Annotated in this window: 16 protein-coding genes and 1 tRNA gene; 10 read left to right on the top strand and 7 right to left on the bottom strand. The window is 68.0% G+C overall.

Translation table 11 applies throughout. From position 1 onward, the window contains the following. Nucleotides 1–121 precede the first annotated feature (121 nt). Nucleotides 122–1,114, top strand: a complete 993-nt coding sequence (locus tag NO878_RS04660; RefSeq protein ID WP_379824191.1) for a transcription initiation factor IIB — start codon at nt 122–124, stop codon at nt 1,112–1,114. On the opposite strand, the gene NO878_RS04655 is transcribed toward NO878_RS04660, so the two are convergent. Together NO878_RS04655 and NO878_RS04650 are read right to left on the bottom strand one after the other, a co-directional pair. Continuing rightward, nucleotides 1,111–2,007 (bottom strand): phosphoribosyltransferase HisG-related protein, encoded by an 897-nt coding sequence (locus NO878_RS04655; RefSeq protein ID WP_256404795.1) that lies wholly within the window; start codon nt 2,005–2,007, stop codon nt 1,111–1,113. The two genes, NO878_RS04660 and NO878_RS04655, sit on opposite strands and share 4 nt — an antisense overlap. Nucleotides 2,008–2,053: 46 nt before the next feature. Beyond that, the gene (locus NO878_RS04650; RefSeq protein WP_256404794.1) at nt 2,054–3,658 is read right to left on the bottom strand and encodes a hypothetical protein; all 1,605 of its coding nucleotides are present in this window, start codon (nt 3,656–3,658) and stop codon (nt 2,054–2,056) included. Nucleotides 3,659–3,873: 215 nt separating this feature from the next. Here NO878_RS04650 and NO878_RS04645 point away from each other — a divergent pair, with 215 nt between their 5' ends. After that, nucleotides 3,874–4,743, top strand: coding sequence for a universal stress protein (locus NO878_RS04645; RefSeq protein ID WP_256404793.1), 870 nt, complete (start codon nt 3,874–3,876; stop codon nt 4,741–4,743). Between the two features lie 10 nt (nt 4,744–4,753). Here the strand turns inward: NO878_RS04645 and NO878_RS04640 are convergent, their stop codons facing one another. After that, nucleotides 4,754–5,596 (bottom strand): MBL fold metallo-hydrolase, encoded by an 843-nt coding sequence (locus NO878_RS04640; protein ID WP_256404792.1) that lies wholly within the window; start codon nt 5,594–5,596, stop codon nt 4,754–4,756. Nucleotides 5,597–5,677: 81 nt separating this feature from the next. Here NO878_RS04640 and NO878_RS04635 point away from each other — a divergent pair, with 81 nt between their 5' ends. Then, on the top strand, nt 5,678–6,142 hold the full coding sequence (locus NO878_RS04635; protein ID WP_256404791.1) for a PUA domain-containing protein: 465 nt from the start codon (nt 5,678–5,680) through the stop codon (nt 6,140–6,142). On the opposite strand, the gene NO878_RS04630 is transcribed toward NO878_RS04635, so the two are convergent. After that, nucleotides 6,139–7,152: a presenilin family intramembrane aspartyl protease PSH gene (locus tag NO878_RS04630; protein WP_256404790.1), complete on the bottom strand. Its 1,014-nt coding sequence runs from the start codon at nt 7,150–7,152 to the stop codon at nt 6,139–6,141. The two genes, NO878_RS04635 and NO878_RS04630, sit on opposite strands and share 4 nt — an antisense overlap. A 110-nt stretch (nt 7,153–7,262) precedes the next feature. Between NO878_RS04630 and NO878_RS04625 the strand changes: the two genes are divergently transcribed. After that, nucleotides 7,263–8,837, top strand: a complete 1,575-nt coding sequence (locus NO878_RS04625) for a hypothetical protein (RefSeq protein WP_256404789.1) — start codon at nt 7,263–7,265, stop codon at nt 8,835–8,837. Between the two features lie 32 nt (nt 8,838–8,869). On the opposite strand, the gene NO878_RS04620 is transcribed toward NO878_RS04625, so the two are convergent. Both NO878_RS04620 and srp19 read right to left on the bottom strand, forming a co-directional pair. Continuing rightward, nucleotides 8,870–9,100: an H/ACA ribonucleoprotein complex subunit GAR1 gene (locus NO878_RS04620; protein ID WP_256404788.1), complete on the bottom strand. Its 231-nt coding sequence runs from the start codon at nt 9,098–9,100 to the stop codon at nt 8,870–8,872. 2 nt (nt 9,101–9,102) lie between these two features. Beyond that, a complete protein-coding gene (gene srp19 / locus NO878_RS04615) occupies nt 9,103–9,381 on the bottom strand; it encodes a signal recognition particle subunit SRP19 (RefSeq protein WP_256404787.1) in 279 nt (92 codons plus the stop codon). 130 nt (nt 9,382–9,511) lie between these two features. Between srp19 and btuC the strand changes: the two genes are divergently transcribed. The 4 genes from btuC (at nt 9,512) to NO878_RS04595 (ending at nt 13,016) form a co-directional block, all read left to right on the top strand. Beyond that, complete coding sequence (btuC, locus tag NO878_RS04610; protein ID WP_256404786.1) at nt 9,512–10,522, top strand: vitamin B12 ABC transporter permease BtuC; 1,011 nt, start codon at nt 9,512–9,514, stop codon at nt 10,520–10,522. Continuing rightward, nucleotides 10,519–11,832, top strand: a complete 1,314-nt coding sequence (locus NO878_RS04605) for an ATP-binding cassette domain-containing protein (RefSeq protein WP_256404785.1) — start codon at nt 10,519–10,521, stop codon at nt 11,830–11,832. Before btuC ends, NO878_RS04605 begins: the two co-directional genes overlap by 4 nt. Before the next feature lie 48 nt (nt 11,833–11,880). Beyond that, nucleotides 11,881–12,888: a class I SAM-dependent methyltransferase gene (locus tag NO878_RS04600; RefSeq protein ID WP_256404784.1), complete on the top strand. Its 1,008-nt coding sequence runs from the start codon at nt 11,881–11,883 to the stop codon at nt 12,886–12,888. 54 nt (nt 12,889–12,942) lie between these two features. Then, nucleotides 12,943–13,016 (top strand) — tRNA-Thr (locus NO878_RS04595). Between the two features lie 94 nt (nt 13,017–13,110). Here the strand turns inward: NO878_RS04595 and NO878_RS04590 are convergent. After that, entirely contained in the window at nt 13,111–13,257 is a 147-nt protein-coding gene (locus tag NO878_RS04590) for a hypothetical protein (RefSeq protein ID WP_256404783.1), read from the bottom strand. An 81-nt stretch (nt 13,258–13,338) separates the two neighbouring features. Between NO878_RS04590 and NO878_RS04585 the strand changes: the two genes are divergently transcribed. Then, nucleotides 13,339–13,551 carry a hypothetical protein gene (locus NO878_RS04585; protein ID WP_256404782.1) on the top strand — a complete coding sequence of 71 codons (213 nt, stop codon included), beginning with the start codon at nt 13,339–13,341 and terminating at the stop codon, nt 13,549–13,551. A gap of 160 nt (nt 13,552–13,711) precedes the next feature. After that, nucleotides 13,712–14,425, top strand: a complete 714-nt coding sequence (locus NO878_RS04580) for a hypothetical protein (protein ID WP_256404781.1) — start codon at nt 13,712–13,714, stop codon at nt 14,423–14,425. Nucleotides 14,426–14,515: the final 90 nt, after the last annotated feature.

Genomic DNA, 14,515 nt, shown 5'->3' with positions numbered 1-14,515 from the left:
ACTGTCTCTACCACACCTTGTTTCGATTGGAATCAAAACATAGGAGAAACTATTAAGATCCTACCAAGCGTACGGGTGAATGAGACGAGACGACTGCGGCGACACGCCGCCACCGACAATCATGAGCCACCAGCCCCACTCCCTGCGAGAGGCCGACGGGGAACAGCACGAGACGACCGATGTCGAGAACGAGGAACGCACCGAGGAATCCGTCTGTCCGGAGTGTGATGCGGCGCTCGTCGCCGACGAAGCACACGGCGAGACGGTGTGTGAGTCCTGTGGCCTCGTCGTCGAAGCGGACGAGATCGACCACGGGCCGGAGTGGCGCGCCTTCGACTCCAACGAGCGGGCGGAGAAAAGCCGCGTCGGCGCGCCGACGACGAAGCTCCTCCACGACGACGGCCTCTCCTCGGTCATCGACTGGCAGGACCGGGACGCGAAGGGACGAACCATCGACGGGAGCAAGCGGCGCAAACTGCAACGCCTCCGAACCTGGGACGAGCGCTTCCGCTCGAAGAGCGCCCAAGAGCGCAACCTGAAGCAGGCCCTCGGCGAGATTGACCGGATGTCGTCAGCACTCGGCCTTCCCGAGAACGTCCGCGAAACCGCGAGTGTCGTCTACCGGCGGGCGCTCGAGGACGACCTGCTTCGTGGCCGCTCCATCGAGGCGATGGCGACGGCGTCACTCTACGCCGCCGCCCGTCAGGCCTCGGTCCCGCGGAGTCTCGACGAGTTCGCCCCCGTCAGCCGGGTCGAGCGCAAGGAGTTCTCGCGGGCCTACCGCTACATCGTCCGCGAACTCGGCCTCGCTATCGAACCCGCCAACCCCCTCGAATACCTCCCGCGCTTTGCCTCCGACCTCGACCTCGACGGCGCGACGAAGACGCGTGCGCGCTCGCTCCTCGAAGAAGGGATGGAGAGCGGCGTCCACAGCGGCAAGAGCCCGGTCGGCCTCGCGGCGGCCGCGCTCTACGCCGCCTCGATCCTCGAAGGTGAGAAGGTGACCCAGAAGGAGGTGTGTTCGGTGAGCGACGTCTCGGAGGTGACGGTCCGCAACCGGTACACGGAACTGTTGGAGGCTGGCACCGATCCCGACGCGGCCCGCGCCGCCTAAGGACGGATCGCCGTCTTCTCGCCCGCGACCGCCAGCGACGACTTCAGGCGCTCGGCGGCCCCGTCGGTTTCCGCGACGTTTTCCATCAGCACCGTCTCGCTCGGGAACAGATTCTCGCCGACGACGAGGCCGTGGTCCCGGGCGGTCGATCCCGTCATCGTGAGATAGACACCGAGTCCCACGTCCGCGACAGCCGCCTCCTCCTCGGCGGTGGCGTCGGGGTACCGGAACGTCACGTCCGTCAGCGCTCGCGTCCCGAGGACGGCCCTGACGAGGCGCTCGTACCGCGGCGAGATACAGAGTGGGCCGGCGTAGTCGGCGACGAAGTCGCGGTCGAGATCGACCCCGGGTGGCAGGGTCTCCGGCGTCGCGAGCAGGGTGTGATACACCGTATCACCTAGGCCACTCACGATCCGTACGTCTGTATCGCGGGGATCGATCCGTGCGTTCACGTCGGCGATGGACGCCACGCCCGTTTCGTCGAGCGTCACGACCTCCTCCAACACGAGGTCGGCGCTGTCGAAGCCCAGGCCGAACTCGTGGGTACGGAGCGCGCGAAACGGTTCCTCGCGGCCGATCAACTCCACACGCACGTCCCCGACCGGCACCATTGCGCTGTCGAAGACGATCCGCCGCGGTTTCCCTTCGCGGTCGTCCCGAAGCAGGGTGTACTCCGGACGAGTCGGGTCCGAGAGATCCGAGTAGGCCGCCAACCGCTCGTACGCGCCGCGGTCGGCCGTCGCCTCACCCTTGGTGATCGCCTTCTCGTAGCGAAGCGTCGACGACACGTCGTCGGCCAGAGCGTCGGCATCGGCGACGGCGGCGAACCGTTCGAGAACCGCCTCCAGCGGGCGCCCCTTGCGCGGAACGGCAACCTGAACCGTCTCGGTCATTACCGAGAGGACGCGACCGCGGGATTTACCCATTGCGCTTTTGCTGTCACCCGTCGCCGGGGCCGAACGCGCTGTTGAGTCGGTCTCGGAACGACTGCAGGTCGTCGAGTTCCGACTGGATCTCCTCGATGTCCGCCTCCACGTCCTCGACTGCCGCGAGTTGCTCGTCGAGACGCGCCAGGCGCGACTCGATCCGATCTAGGTCGTCGTCGACGGCGTCGAGTCGCTCGCTCGCCCCCTCGACAGCGTCGAGTCGTTCGCTCGCGTCCGCGACGGCGTCGGCCGTCTCCGTCACCTCCTCGCGGAGGGCCGCGCGGTCGTCGGCGGCCGCCGACAGCGACCTGTCGAGGTCGTCGACCCGGTCGTGCAGGTCGGCCAAGTCCTCGCTCACGTCCCCGAGCACCGCCTCGGCGGTGCCGTTCTCGTCGAGGAAGTCGGCGAGGGCGTCGCGGTAGGCGAGTACGTCCTCCACCTGGGACTGGAGCCGACTCACCCGGACGTCGACGCTCGTCGGCACCTCGTCCTCGAAGGCCTCGCGGAGGACCGCCAGGTCGTCGTCGTCGACCGATCCCGCACGGATCTCTGCGGCGAGGGCCGAGGCGACCGACCCGGGCGTGGCCGTGGGACCGCCGTCGGTGTCGTCGTCCGTTGTCACGGCCGCCGTGTCGTCGTCCGCCGTCGGTGTCGCCGTGTCGTCGTCCGCCGTCGGTGCCGACGCGTCGGCCTCGGTCGTGTCGCCCGTGCCGTCTTCTGTCATCTCGTCGCTCGCCGCATCGTCGTCTGCTGTCCCGTCGCCTGCCTGCGGATCGAGTGCCGCCGCGGCGTCCGCGTGCCCGACCGCCTCGGGTTCCTCCGTTACTTGATCGTCCTCATCCATCGCCTCGTCGTCCTCGTCGACCATCTCGTCGTCTTCGCCAATCATTTGATCGTCATCGTCAATCGTCTCACCGCCTTCGCCGATCATCTCGTCGCCTTCGCCGATCATTTCGTCGCTCTCGTTTATCGCCTCACCGTCCTCGTCCGCCGTGTCGACGGCGTGTACCGACTCGTCCCGGTCCCCCATGGCCGACGCGAGGTCGTCGTCGGTCGGCTGGGGCGTGACGCCCTCGTCGCCGAGGAGCGGTGCCGATTCGGCGTCGGCATCGCTCGCCGCTTCGGACCCCGCCGCGGAGAGGTCGGCCGCGCCGTTCCCGGAGAGGGCGTCGCGGACGACCTGTGTCGTCTCGCGGCCGAGGACGTCCTCGCTCCCCGTGGTGTCCGCGTCGATGTCGTCGTCACCGGTGTCGATATCGAGCAGTTCGACCGTTGGCTCGTCGAGAAAGGCAGTCGCCTCCTCGGGGTCGTCGATGCGGATGCCGTACACTGTGAGCACGGACTCACCCGGGTCGAGCGTCCGCTCGTAGGCGACGCGGTGGTCGCGATAGGCCGTCCAGTTGTCGCTGTCGTAGTCCGGGTGGAAGCCGACGCCCTCCATCGCGAACGACTCGGGGATGCGGTCGACGAGTCGGATGCGGATCGGTTCGTCGGCGAGCGATTCGATCTCGAAGGCGATGGCCGGGACGGGAAACCGCTCTGCCTCGAAGCCCTTCCCCACGCGGACATCCCCTGTGGACACGGACACCGGGGTCTCGGGGTCTGAGTCGTTCGCCATGCGCCATATCTTTCGCAGTAGTAGCATAAAACAACCGGCGGCGAACGTCACCGACGCGACACACCCTCAGATAGATTGCCGGCCGCTCCCCGGGCGTTCCCAGTCCACGGGGGTATCCACCGTCGTTTATGCGCGTGGCGAATCCAGACGAACACATGAACGGACGAATCAGTGACAACACGACGATCCGACGAGACAGGGGCGGTGACTAACCCATGTACGATACCGTTCTCGTTCCGACCGACGGGAGTGCGGGCGCCGAGACGGCGGCCGGACACGCGTTCGACCTCGCGGCCGCGTTCGAGGCCGAGGTGATCGTACTGAGCGTCGTCGACGAGGGACCAGTCGGGACCGCGATAGCCGAGCGACGGGAGACGCTGGAGCGGGCGGCACGCGAAGCCGTCGAAGCGGTCGAACGCGCCGCCGATCCGGCGCTATCGGTTCGAACCACGGTCGAACGGGGGCGCCCCCACGAGACGATCTGTGAGTACGCCGAACGGGAGGGTGTCGACCTCGTGGCGATGGGTACCCACGGCCGGACTGGACTCGACCGACTCCTGATCGGGAGCGTCGCCGAGCGCGTCGTCCGAACAAGCCCGGTTCCGGTGCTGACGGCGCGGGGCGACAGCGACGGTACGAGCGGCGCTGACGACCCGGCGTACGGGTCGGTACTGCTCCCGGTCGACGGGAGCGAGGCCTCGGAGGCGGCGGTCGAACACGCTCTCGCCGTTGCCGAGCGGTACGACGCCACCGTCCACGTCCTCTCGGTGATCGACGCCGAGGCGCTGGCCGGCGCGTCGAGCATCGGGATGAGCGTCCCCGACGTCGTCGAGGACCTCGAGACGGAGCGCGAGGCGGTCGTCGACCCGGTCGTGGACCGGTGTGAACGCCGCGGCATCGACGCGGTGACCCGGGTCGAACAGGGGACCCCGCACCGGACCATCGACGCGTACGTCGACGAGGCCGATATCGACCTCGTGACGATGGGCACCCACGGCCGGACGGGACTCGACCGGTACCTCCTCGGGAGCGTGACCGACCGCGTGATCCGGACGAGCGCGGCACCGGTACTCACCGTTCGGTAACGTCGACCCCTTACAGGTCGATCCGGTCGCCAATCTCGACGACGTCCAGTCGGTCCGGGTAGGTGAACCCCCGCGCGTGGTGATGGAGGACCGTCGGGTCGGCGGTGAGGCCTTTCCACATGTCCCAGTGGCTCGGTACCAGGCGGTCGAGTTCGAGGGCGTTCGCCGCGCGGATCACGTCGTTCTCGTCGGCGTACCAGCGTGTCCGTTTCGGCTCTCGAGTCTGTTTGTCGGGGAGCATCCCCACCGATCCGAACGCGAGGACCCCGAGGTCGATGTCGAAGCGGTCGGCGAGGTTGGGAAAGGAGTCGGCCGGGCGAGTGTCGCCGCCGTGGAAGACGGTCCCCGCGTCGCTCTCGATGACGTAACCGACGGGGTGGTCGGCGTCGGGGTCGTTCACCCGGACGACGTGGACCGTGAACTCTCCCACCGCGAACTGGTCGCCCTCGGCGACGGTGACGAACTGGTCGGCGGCGACACCCCACTCCTCGGTCCAGGCCTCGCGCTCGACGACGGCCATGCTCGCGTCGGGCGCGTAGTAGTCGGCGCCGGTCGCCGCGAGGATGGGTGCCTGCGTCGGGCCGTGGACGTGATCGGAGTGTTCATGTGTGGCGAGGACCGCGTCGGCCTCGGCGACGTCCGCCGGGTCAAAGGGGACAGGGAGCATCCGCACCGTCCGCGGCGGATCGCCCAGGCCGAGATAGGGGTCGATCAGAAGCGTCGTCCCCTCGGAGCCTTTCAGGACGAACCCGTTACAGCCCAGATACCAGACTGCGACCGTGTCCGGGTCCGCCTCGGCCACGGCGGTCGGCAACCAGTCTCCCCAGTCGCTCTCGCCGAGTTCGTGTGCCATACCGGGCCTCGGACCGGTCGGGGGCTAAGCGTTGCGATGGTCGCCGAGAAGGCTTTTGTCCGTGGCCGCGTGACCCCCGGCATGACTCGCGACGAACTCCCGCGGCTCCGGACGGTCGCCGACTACCAGTTCGGCGCCGGCGCCGGCCGGGCGCTCTTCCCGCCCGACGAGGACCCGACCGTGACACGCTCGACGAGCGGCCGCCCCCGCCAGGTCCGCGCAGACACCGGCCGTCTCGTCTCTTACGGCACCGACGGCCGATTCACGCTCGGCCTCGAAGGCGGTCGACGGCTGGTCGACGCCCTCCCCGATCCTGCGGCCCGCGTCGTCGTCGGCTCCGAGAGCGAACCGTTCGTCCGCGACGGCAAGAACGTCTTCGCGAAGTTCGTCCAAGCCGTCGACGACGACGTGCGCCCCCGCGACGAGGTGGCGGTGGTCCACGCCGACGGCGACCTGTTGGCCGTGGGGCGGGCGGAACTCGCCGCCGACGCCATGCGTGACTTCGAGACGGGGATGGCGGTGAAGGTGCGCGCCGGCGCGGACTAGAGGTACGGCGCCAGCCCGAGCGCCTGGATCACCGACACGCCCGCGAGCACCGACCCGAGGAGATACCCGCCGATGGCGCCGCCGTTCAGGAGCGGCAGGCCGGCGTGGGCGCGGCCCTTCATCACCGCCCACAACAGGATTCCGAGGCCGAGGAAGGTTCCGACCATCGCCAGAAGCGCGGGGAGGTTGAGCGCCGGAAGCCCCGCCACACCGAGCGACGGCGCCGGCGAGAAGAAGGCACCGCTCGCGACCATCACCGTTGGCATCACGGCGTCGCCGAGGCCGATGAAGAAGGCGTCGCGGTCGGGGGAATCGTCGCCGTCATCCTCCTCGTCGCTCGCCGTCGATGGATCGTCCCCGTTCGCCACCGCTTCGTCCTCCTCGTGAACCTCGTTCGCGCCGCCGAAGTCGTCGTCGCGCAGCGAGTACGAGAGCGTGAGCGGGACGACGAGGATGACGGGGACGCGAAGGTCCATCACCCCCTCGGCGAGGCTGAGCATGTGCCGAGTCCCGTAGACGCTAACCGCGTCGTACACCGCGAGCACGGTCAGGAGGACGATGGCGGGCAGAAGGCCGAAACTGATGCCGAACAGCGCGCCGGCGCCAATACCCATGACCACGCCGGCGCCGTCGATGACGTACCACTCGGGGTAGACCAGCAACGCGACGGCGACGCCGACCGACAGCGCGACTGCGAGGACGTTGATCGATCCGACGACGAGCAGGGGTGGCGCGACGACGGCGAAGACGTACCACGAGACGAGGGCGCTGGAGAGGACGACGACGGCCCGGATCGCCTGCTCGAAGGCGTATTTGAAGGCCGCGAGCATCACCCCCGTCGCGACGAGGATGGCGGCAAAGTAGACGAGGCTGTTGGTCGGATCGGAGGGGTCCTCGACGGCCTGGTAGCCGGCAGTCTCGAACGGCCCGACCATCGCGAGCGCGCCAACCTGGACGAGCAAGAACAGCGCCGCGGCGACGGCGACGCCGCGGGCCTCGCGTGCGTTCATGGCCGCCCTTTGGTCGGGGGGTGGTTTGGGGGTTGCGACTCTCCCCCCGGCGTCGACGCGCGGCCCGGCGATCCGATACTGTGAACCGTCTGCATCCGCTAGTGTTGCTGATGTCCTCTATCGAAGAAGCCCTCCGATTTGTCGCCCGCCGGATCGCACGGTTGCGTGGCCGGTCCCCAGGCTCAATCGGTGGGGGTGCCCTCATCGTCCTGGCTGTTCTGGCCGCGGCCGGCTGGTACTTTCGTCCGTGGTTGCACGGAATCGTCTACGCGGTGTACACGACGCCGATCCTTCCGCTCGCGTTGCTCGTCGCCGGAGGCGTGGTGTACGCACTCCGTCGTCGCACGACGCTCGTCGGCCCACAAGCCGTGCTCGCGGTGTTTCTGCTCGTCCTCGTCGTCGGAAGCGGGATCACCGGGCTGTTGGCCGGCGAACGGCTCGGCAAGTCGACCCTCGATGCGGCCACCACGGCCGACTCGCTCGACGAAACTAACTCGCAGATGCCGCGGGTCGTGCCTAAGAGCGTCGCCGCGCGCTACGCCTCGAACACGCTCAACTTCCCGCAGTACCGCATCTCCGGTAGCGACGTGACCGTCAACAACGGGACACCCTACTGGTCGTACGCGCTCGCACCGGACGGCGCGTACAACCACTTCACCAAGCGACAACACGGGACCGTCCTCATCGACATGACACAGCAAAACGCCGAGGTCCGGACGGTCACCGACGACCTAGAACGTGGTATCGGACCAGCCTTCTACAACAACTATCGGTTCGAACTGCTCAAGCGCGGCCAGTATCTCGTCGACTACGGCGACCCCTTCATGGTCGTCAACGAGGGCGAGCAGTATATCGCGGTGCCGTACACGACGCCGACGTTCCACTGGGTGCCGCTCCCGTACACGACTCCGGAGTGGGGCGGTGTCGCGCTGATCGACAGCGACGGAAACGTCGAGGACCTCTCGCCTGCGGAGGCACGGAGCCATTCGGCCCTCGAAGAGCAGCGGCTCTATCCGTCCGCTCTCGCCAGAAAGAAGGTCGCGACGACGAAATATCGGCGCGGGATCGTCAACACGTTCACCAGCCACGAGGACGAAATCGAGGTCGCTCCCGTTCCCGGTGCCAACAACGACCAACCCTTCCTAGTGTTCACCGAGGACGGCCCGGAGTACATCGTCGCGGTCGAGCCGTACGGCGAGGCTCAGGGACTCAAGGAGGTCTGGACGGTCGACAGTCGGACCGGCGACTACGAGATGTACACCCCCGACCGGTCGCTGTTCGGGGCTAGGAAGGCGACCGACTACGTTCGGCAGGCCGCACGGACGACCGACTGGAACCGGTTTTCCCCCTCGGAACCGATCCCCGTGGTCGTCGACGGGCAACTCTACTGGCAGGTTCGGGTCGTCCCCAGCGACAGTAGCGGGATCGCGTACATCGCGTTCGTCAACGCCAGATCGAGCGACGTCCGGGAAGTCTCGACCACCCGCGAGGTGGTCGCGTTCCTTGAGGGCGACACCGGCACCGTCGATAGCGGCGGAGCGGCCGACAGCCGCGATCCCTCGCTGATCGTTCAGCGTGTCGCGCCGAACGGCACCGTCGTCGGGACGCTAGAGGTCTACGGAAACGAGTCCGTCCGAGTGGTGCAAGGGAACGCGACGGCGACGAACGCGACGGCGACTGGCTAACCCGGTCGCGTGCTGGGGGCATCCTACCGCCGTCAGCGCGTGTACAGCTTCGTGCCGAGAAGTTCGGGCAACTGGACGTGATCGTCCGGCGAGACGGCGAGGTACGGACGGCCGACGGGGCCGAACACGTCGACCACGCGGCCAACGCCCGAGAGCGACTCGTCGACGGCCATCGTGCCGATGTCGGGCGCGTCGTCGCCGTCGTCGGGACGGACGATGGCCAGCCCCTGTGCAGTCCGGGTGACGGTGCCGAGACGGCGCACGATCAGTCCCGGAGGATCGCCACGTAGGCCGCGGCGGCCTGGACGAGGTCGGTCTTCGAGGCGTCGTCCGCCCCTTTGACGAGCACCCGCCCGCGGGGTTCGTACTCCCGGGGGTAGGTCTTGTCGCGTTCGATGACCGCGTCGTAGCCGACCTGCTGGACGGACTCGGCGATTTCGTCGACTGTCGGGTCGTCGACCGCCTCGTCCACGGGGACGCGCCGCCCTTCGGCGCGAGTCTTCGTCGCGTCCAGGTAGGCCGGCCAGATGACGTTCTCCACCATACGGACACGCCACGGGCCGACCCTAATACGGTTTTGGATGGGACGGGGCCGTCCGCCCGCGACGCGAGCCGCGAGCGCCGACGCCCCGGCGCACAACAAGCCTTTAGCTACTGTAAGTGGGGTTTCGTGTATGCGCGTGAGCGTCCGGACGAGCGCGTGGGTCGGCGGACTCTGTGCCGCACTTGCGGCCGTGGCACTCGTCAGCACCGCCGTCGGCCCGGTCACGATCGGCGTCGGGAGCGTCGCCGACATCGCGCTTGCGGCTCTGCTTGGGGGGACGAGTGACGCCCCAGCGAGCCACCGGATCATCGTCCTCTCGATTCGGTTGCCCCGGATCGCCCTGGGTGCCGTCGTCGGCTTCGCGCTCGCGGCCGCGGGGACGGTCATGCAGGGGTTCTTCCGAAATCCCATGGCCGACCCCTCTATCGTCGGCGTCTCGGCGGGCGCGGCAACCGGCGCTGTCGCCGCCATCGTCGCGCCCGTCTCGGTCCCCTTCGGCCTCCCTGCCGCCGCCTTCGCTGGCGCCCTCATCGCCGCCTTCGGCGTCTACCTACTCGCGAGCGAGGGCGGCCGGACGCCTGTCGGGACGCTCCTGCTCGCCGGCATCGCGGTCCAGACGTTCCTCGGCGCCGTCGTCTCCTTTCTCCTCATCAACGCCGGCCGTGACCTTCGGGAGGCCATCTACTGGCTGATGGGCCACCTCCACGACAGCACCTGGGCCGAGGCCACCGTCGCCGCCGCCGTCGTTCTCCCGAGCTTTTGCTGCCTCCTCGTGTACGCGCGCGACCTGAACGTTCTCCTCCTCGGTGAGGAGGACGCTCACTCGCTGGGCATCGAGGTCGAGCGCACAAAACGGCTCCTCTTGGCCGTTTCGAGTCTCTTGACAGCCGCCGCCGTCGCCGTCGCGGGCGTCATCGGCTTCGTCGGTCTCGTCGTCCCGCACGTCATGCGCCTACTGGTCGGCCCCGATCACCGGATCCTCCTCCCGACGAGCGCGCTCGCCGGTGCCGCCTTCCTCGTCGCCACCGACACGCTCGCCCGCTCCGGCACCGCCGAGATTCCGGTCGGCATCGTCACCGCCGCCGTCGGCGCTCCATTCTTTCTCTATCTGTTGCGGACCCGAGAGGTGAACGCGCCGTGACCGACCCCGACAACACAACCCCTGCCATCGCCGTCGACGACGTCACCGTCGCGTTCGGTGGTGTGTCCGTCCTCGACGGGGTGTCGACGACCGTCCAGTCGGGAACCTTCGTCGGCCTCGTCGGCCCAAACGGTGCCGGGAAGACGACCCTGATCCGGTCGATCACCGGCGCGCTCACGCCCGACGCGGGGGCCGTCGAGGTGGCCGGTGAGTGCCTCGCCGACCTTCCCTCCCGGGCGGCGAGTCGGCGCGTGGCGACCGTCCCCCAATCGACCGCCTCGACGTTCGCGTTCGACGTGCGTCGGATCGTGGCGATGGGCCGGACCCCCCACGTGGATCGGCTGGGATCGCCTACCCCGGCCGATCACCGCACGGTCGAGGCGGCGATGGACCGCGCCGCCGTTGCGGACCTCGCTGACCGGCCCGTGACCGAGGTCAGTGGCGGGGAGCGCCAGCGAGTCTTTCTCGCCCGCGCGCTCGCGCAAGACGCGCCCGTCCTCCTCCTCGACGAGCCCACCTCGGATCTCGACGTGAACCACCAGGTACAGACGTTAGAGATCCTCTCGTCGCTCGTCGACGAGGGCCGAACCGTCGTCGCCGCCATCCACGACCTCGACCTGGCGGCGCGATACTGCGACGAACTCCGCCTGCTCGCGGACGGCCGCATTCGGGCTTCCGGGCCGCCGGCGTCGGTGCTCACCGACGACACTGTCGCGGCCGCGTTCGACACCCGAGCGACCGTCGTCGACCACCCCGTCACGGGGACCGCGTCGGTGACGGCCGTCGCCGCCGACGCGGGCGACGCCACCGGGCACGTCCACGTCGTCGCCGGCGGCGGCGTGGCCACCCCCTTGCTTCACCGACTCGACACCGCTGGCTTCGACCTCTCGGTCGGTCCCGTCGGGGCGGTCGACCGCGACGCGGAGACGGCACGGGCGCTCGGCGCCGACCTCGTGACCGTCCCGCCGTACGCACCCGTCGACGACGCGGCCCAGACCGCCACTACCGAACGGGTTCGCCGTGCCGACGCCACCCTCGTCGCCCCCGTCGCCCTCGCCGACGGCAACCTCTCGGCCCTCCGAATCGCCGCCGCGTCCCCGTCGCTCGTCGTCGTCGACGGCGGTCCCGTCGAGGCGCGCAACCACGCCGGCGCGGCGGGTCGGCGGGTCGACGCGGCGCTTCGGGACCGTGGCGACGTGGTCGACGCCGACAGCGTCGTCGACACCGTTCGAGCCGTCGTCGCGGACACCGACGCCGCGGCCGACGCCCTTACCCGCGATACGCTCTCCGAGGCCGACCCCCGTCGGTGACCGGATCGAAACGTCACCCTTACTCCCGCGGGGAGCGACCGCTTGGGCATGGAACGGCCGTGCGTTCGCGTCCCGCGGGAGGCCGGAGAGCGAACCCGTCAGGCGCTCGCCGACGCGAATCTCGTCGACGAGGACCACGAAATCGTCGTCGAGGACGGAGCGCTCTACCTCCCGGTGACAGACCCCGCGGCTGTCGCGGACGACTACGAGGTGGTCTCTCGCGACGTGCCGACCCACGACAGCCAGCGAACGCCCGCCGATCTGCTCGGGTTCGATCCCTCTTACGAGCGCCTCGGCGACGTGGCCATCCTCGACTCGGACGACCCCGAACGCGCCGACCGGGTGGCCGACGCCATCCTCGAATCGGACCTCCCGGTTCGGGCCGTGATCGACCGTGCCTCGAAGGTCAAAGGCGACCTCCGGGTGCGTGACTGGACCGTCCTCGCGACCGATCCCGAGGCCGCGGTCGACCACCCCGCGACCGAGACGGTCCACCGCGAGTACGGCTTCGAGTACCGCCTCGACCTCGCGGACGTCTACTTCTCGCCCCGCCTAGCTACCGAGCGCCACCGGGTCACCGAGGCCGTCGCCGACGGCGAACACGCCGTCGATATGTTCGCCGGCGTCGGCCCCTTCGCCGTCCCCATGGCCGCCCGCGGCGCGACCGTCGTCGGCGTCGACCTCAACCCCGCGGCCGTCGAGTACCTCCGTGAGAACGCCCGTCGAAACGATGTCGCGGACCGCGTGACCGCCATTGAGGGTGACGTGCGCGATGTCGCCGCCGACTACGCTGACTGGGCCGACCGGATCGTGATGAACCTCCCGCACAGTGCCGACGACTTTCTCGATGCCGCCGTCACGCTCGCCGGCGAGACGTGTGCCCTCCACTACTACGACATCCAACACGAGGACGACCCCTTCGGCCCCGGCGAGGCGGCTATCCGCGAGGCGGCCGCCCCCGCCGGCTACGACGTCGAGGTGCTGACCCGGCACGTGGTCCGGTCGTACGCGCCACACGAACTCAACGTCTGTCTCGACGTGCGCCTGTCTCGGTGAGGGCGGGCCGTTTCGGAACCCTTATTTGAGTCATGGCAGTACGGTAGAGTGCGTGCCGGAGTAGCTCAGCTTGGCAGAGCGATTCCTTCGTAAGGAATAGGCCGAGGGTTCAAATCCCTCCTCCGGCTTCGGGCCTCAGGTTCAAATCCTCGTTTTTAAATGTCCTTCTCAACCCCCACAAGCAGCGGCGCTGGGAGGTGCGTCGGCGTGATGGGGGGCCGTTCATACGACGGCGACCCCCTCGGCGGCACCGTCCAGACCCTCGGCGAGGCACCCCACTGGTAGGGCGACGGCGAGGACCTCGAAGGCGTGCGGGAACTCGCGGTCGGTGACGGCCGGTAGCCTGAGGTCGCTTTTTTTATTAGCCACGTCAGTAGTGACAGGCGGGGTCATCGCGAGTGTCCTGGTCCGCAACACCGGTGACCTCGCCGCACAGATCGGGTGGACCCAGTGGGAGATGGAGGCTTCAACGGGATCACCCATTCGCCGAACCGGCGGGCGATGAACAACGTCTCCGATGCGATGCCAGAGCGCCGGACCGTCTCCGAGGGCGAGACGCTGTCGGTGCAAATCGTCTTCGCGACCGACTACCCCTCGAATCCGAATTTTATCATCGAACCATACGGGAGTAACGACGGTCCGACAATTATCGTCGAGACATAATTCCTGGCATCCCCTTCGGACCGGAGTTAGTTCTACTTTTCATCTTCTTTACACCTGTGGCTATCATTGGAGTGGTTATCTACCTGCTGTACCGATTTCTAAATCTGACTGACGCCCTCATAGGGTATCGTTTTTTATTTTGCCGTGACACCGTGTTGATATGCGTGCCCTCACAGCGATTGCCCTCGCCGCCTGCCTCATCCTCGCGGGGTGTGGCGGCACGACCGCCGATCCGACCGCAACCCCGACGGATACGCCGACCGCGACGGCGACCAGTCCTCCAACTGCGACACCGACACCGGTATCCACTAACGATGGGAACCTCCCCTATGGCAACGGGTCGGTCAACACGACGCCGACGCCAAGCCCCACGCCGACGCCGACTCCGACCGCGACTCCAACGCCAACGGCGACACCGACCGCGACGCCCGAACCCGATCCGGAGACGGTTGTCGTCGAGGGGATGAACCAGTGGGCCGAGGTGGAGACACAGGGGACCGACATCCGCACGCAGGTTGAACTCTACCAGACCCAAGACGAACTCTCCCGCGTCGACGCGCCCGAGAGCCATACGTGGTTCCTCGTCGATGTTTGGATCACCAATACCGGCGGGGAGACGGCGACGATTGGCTATACACAGTGGTCATTCGAGGACTTCAGCGGCGTCCAGCACGCCCCAGATAGTGAAGCCATGCGCGAGAAAGAGGTTGATGAACGCGACCGGCGTGTTATGCCCGAGCGGACGACAATTGAGCCAAACGAAGGTGAACACTACCGCATCTACTTTGCCGTCGAATATGATACCGACGTGACGTTCGTGGTCGAGCCATTCGGCGACAACGACGGGGCGACGGTGCGCTTCGAGATGGAGTAGCCCCCGGAAATCGGCTCGGTTTTTATATATTTACTCCCCATCAGATTCGAGCGGCATGATTACCGACCCCCGCGTCTTCGACGACGATCA

It is taken from the genome of Haloplanus ruber, assembly GCF_024494725.1.
GTDB classification, from domain to species: domain Archaea; phylum Halobacteriota; class Halobacteria; order Halobacteriales; family Haloferacaceae; genus Haloplanus; species Haloplanus ruber.
This window is presented reverse-complemented; position numbering and strand designations above follow the sequence as displayed.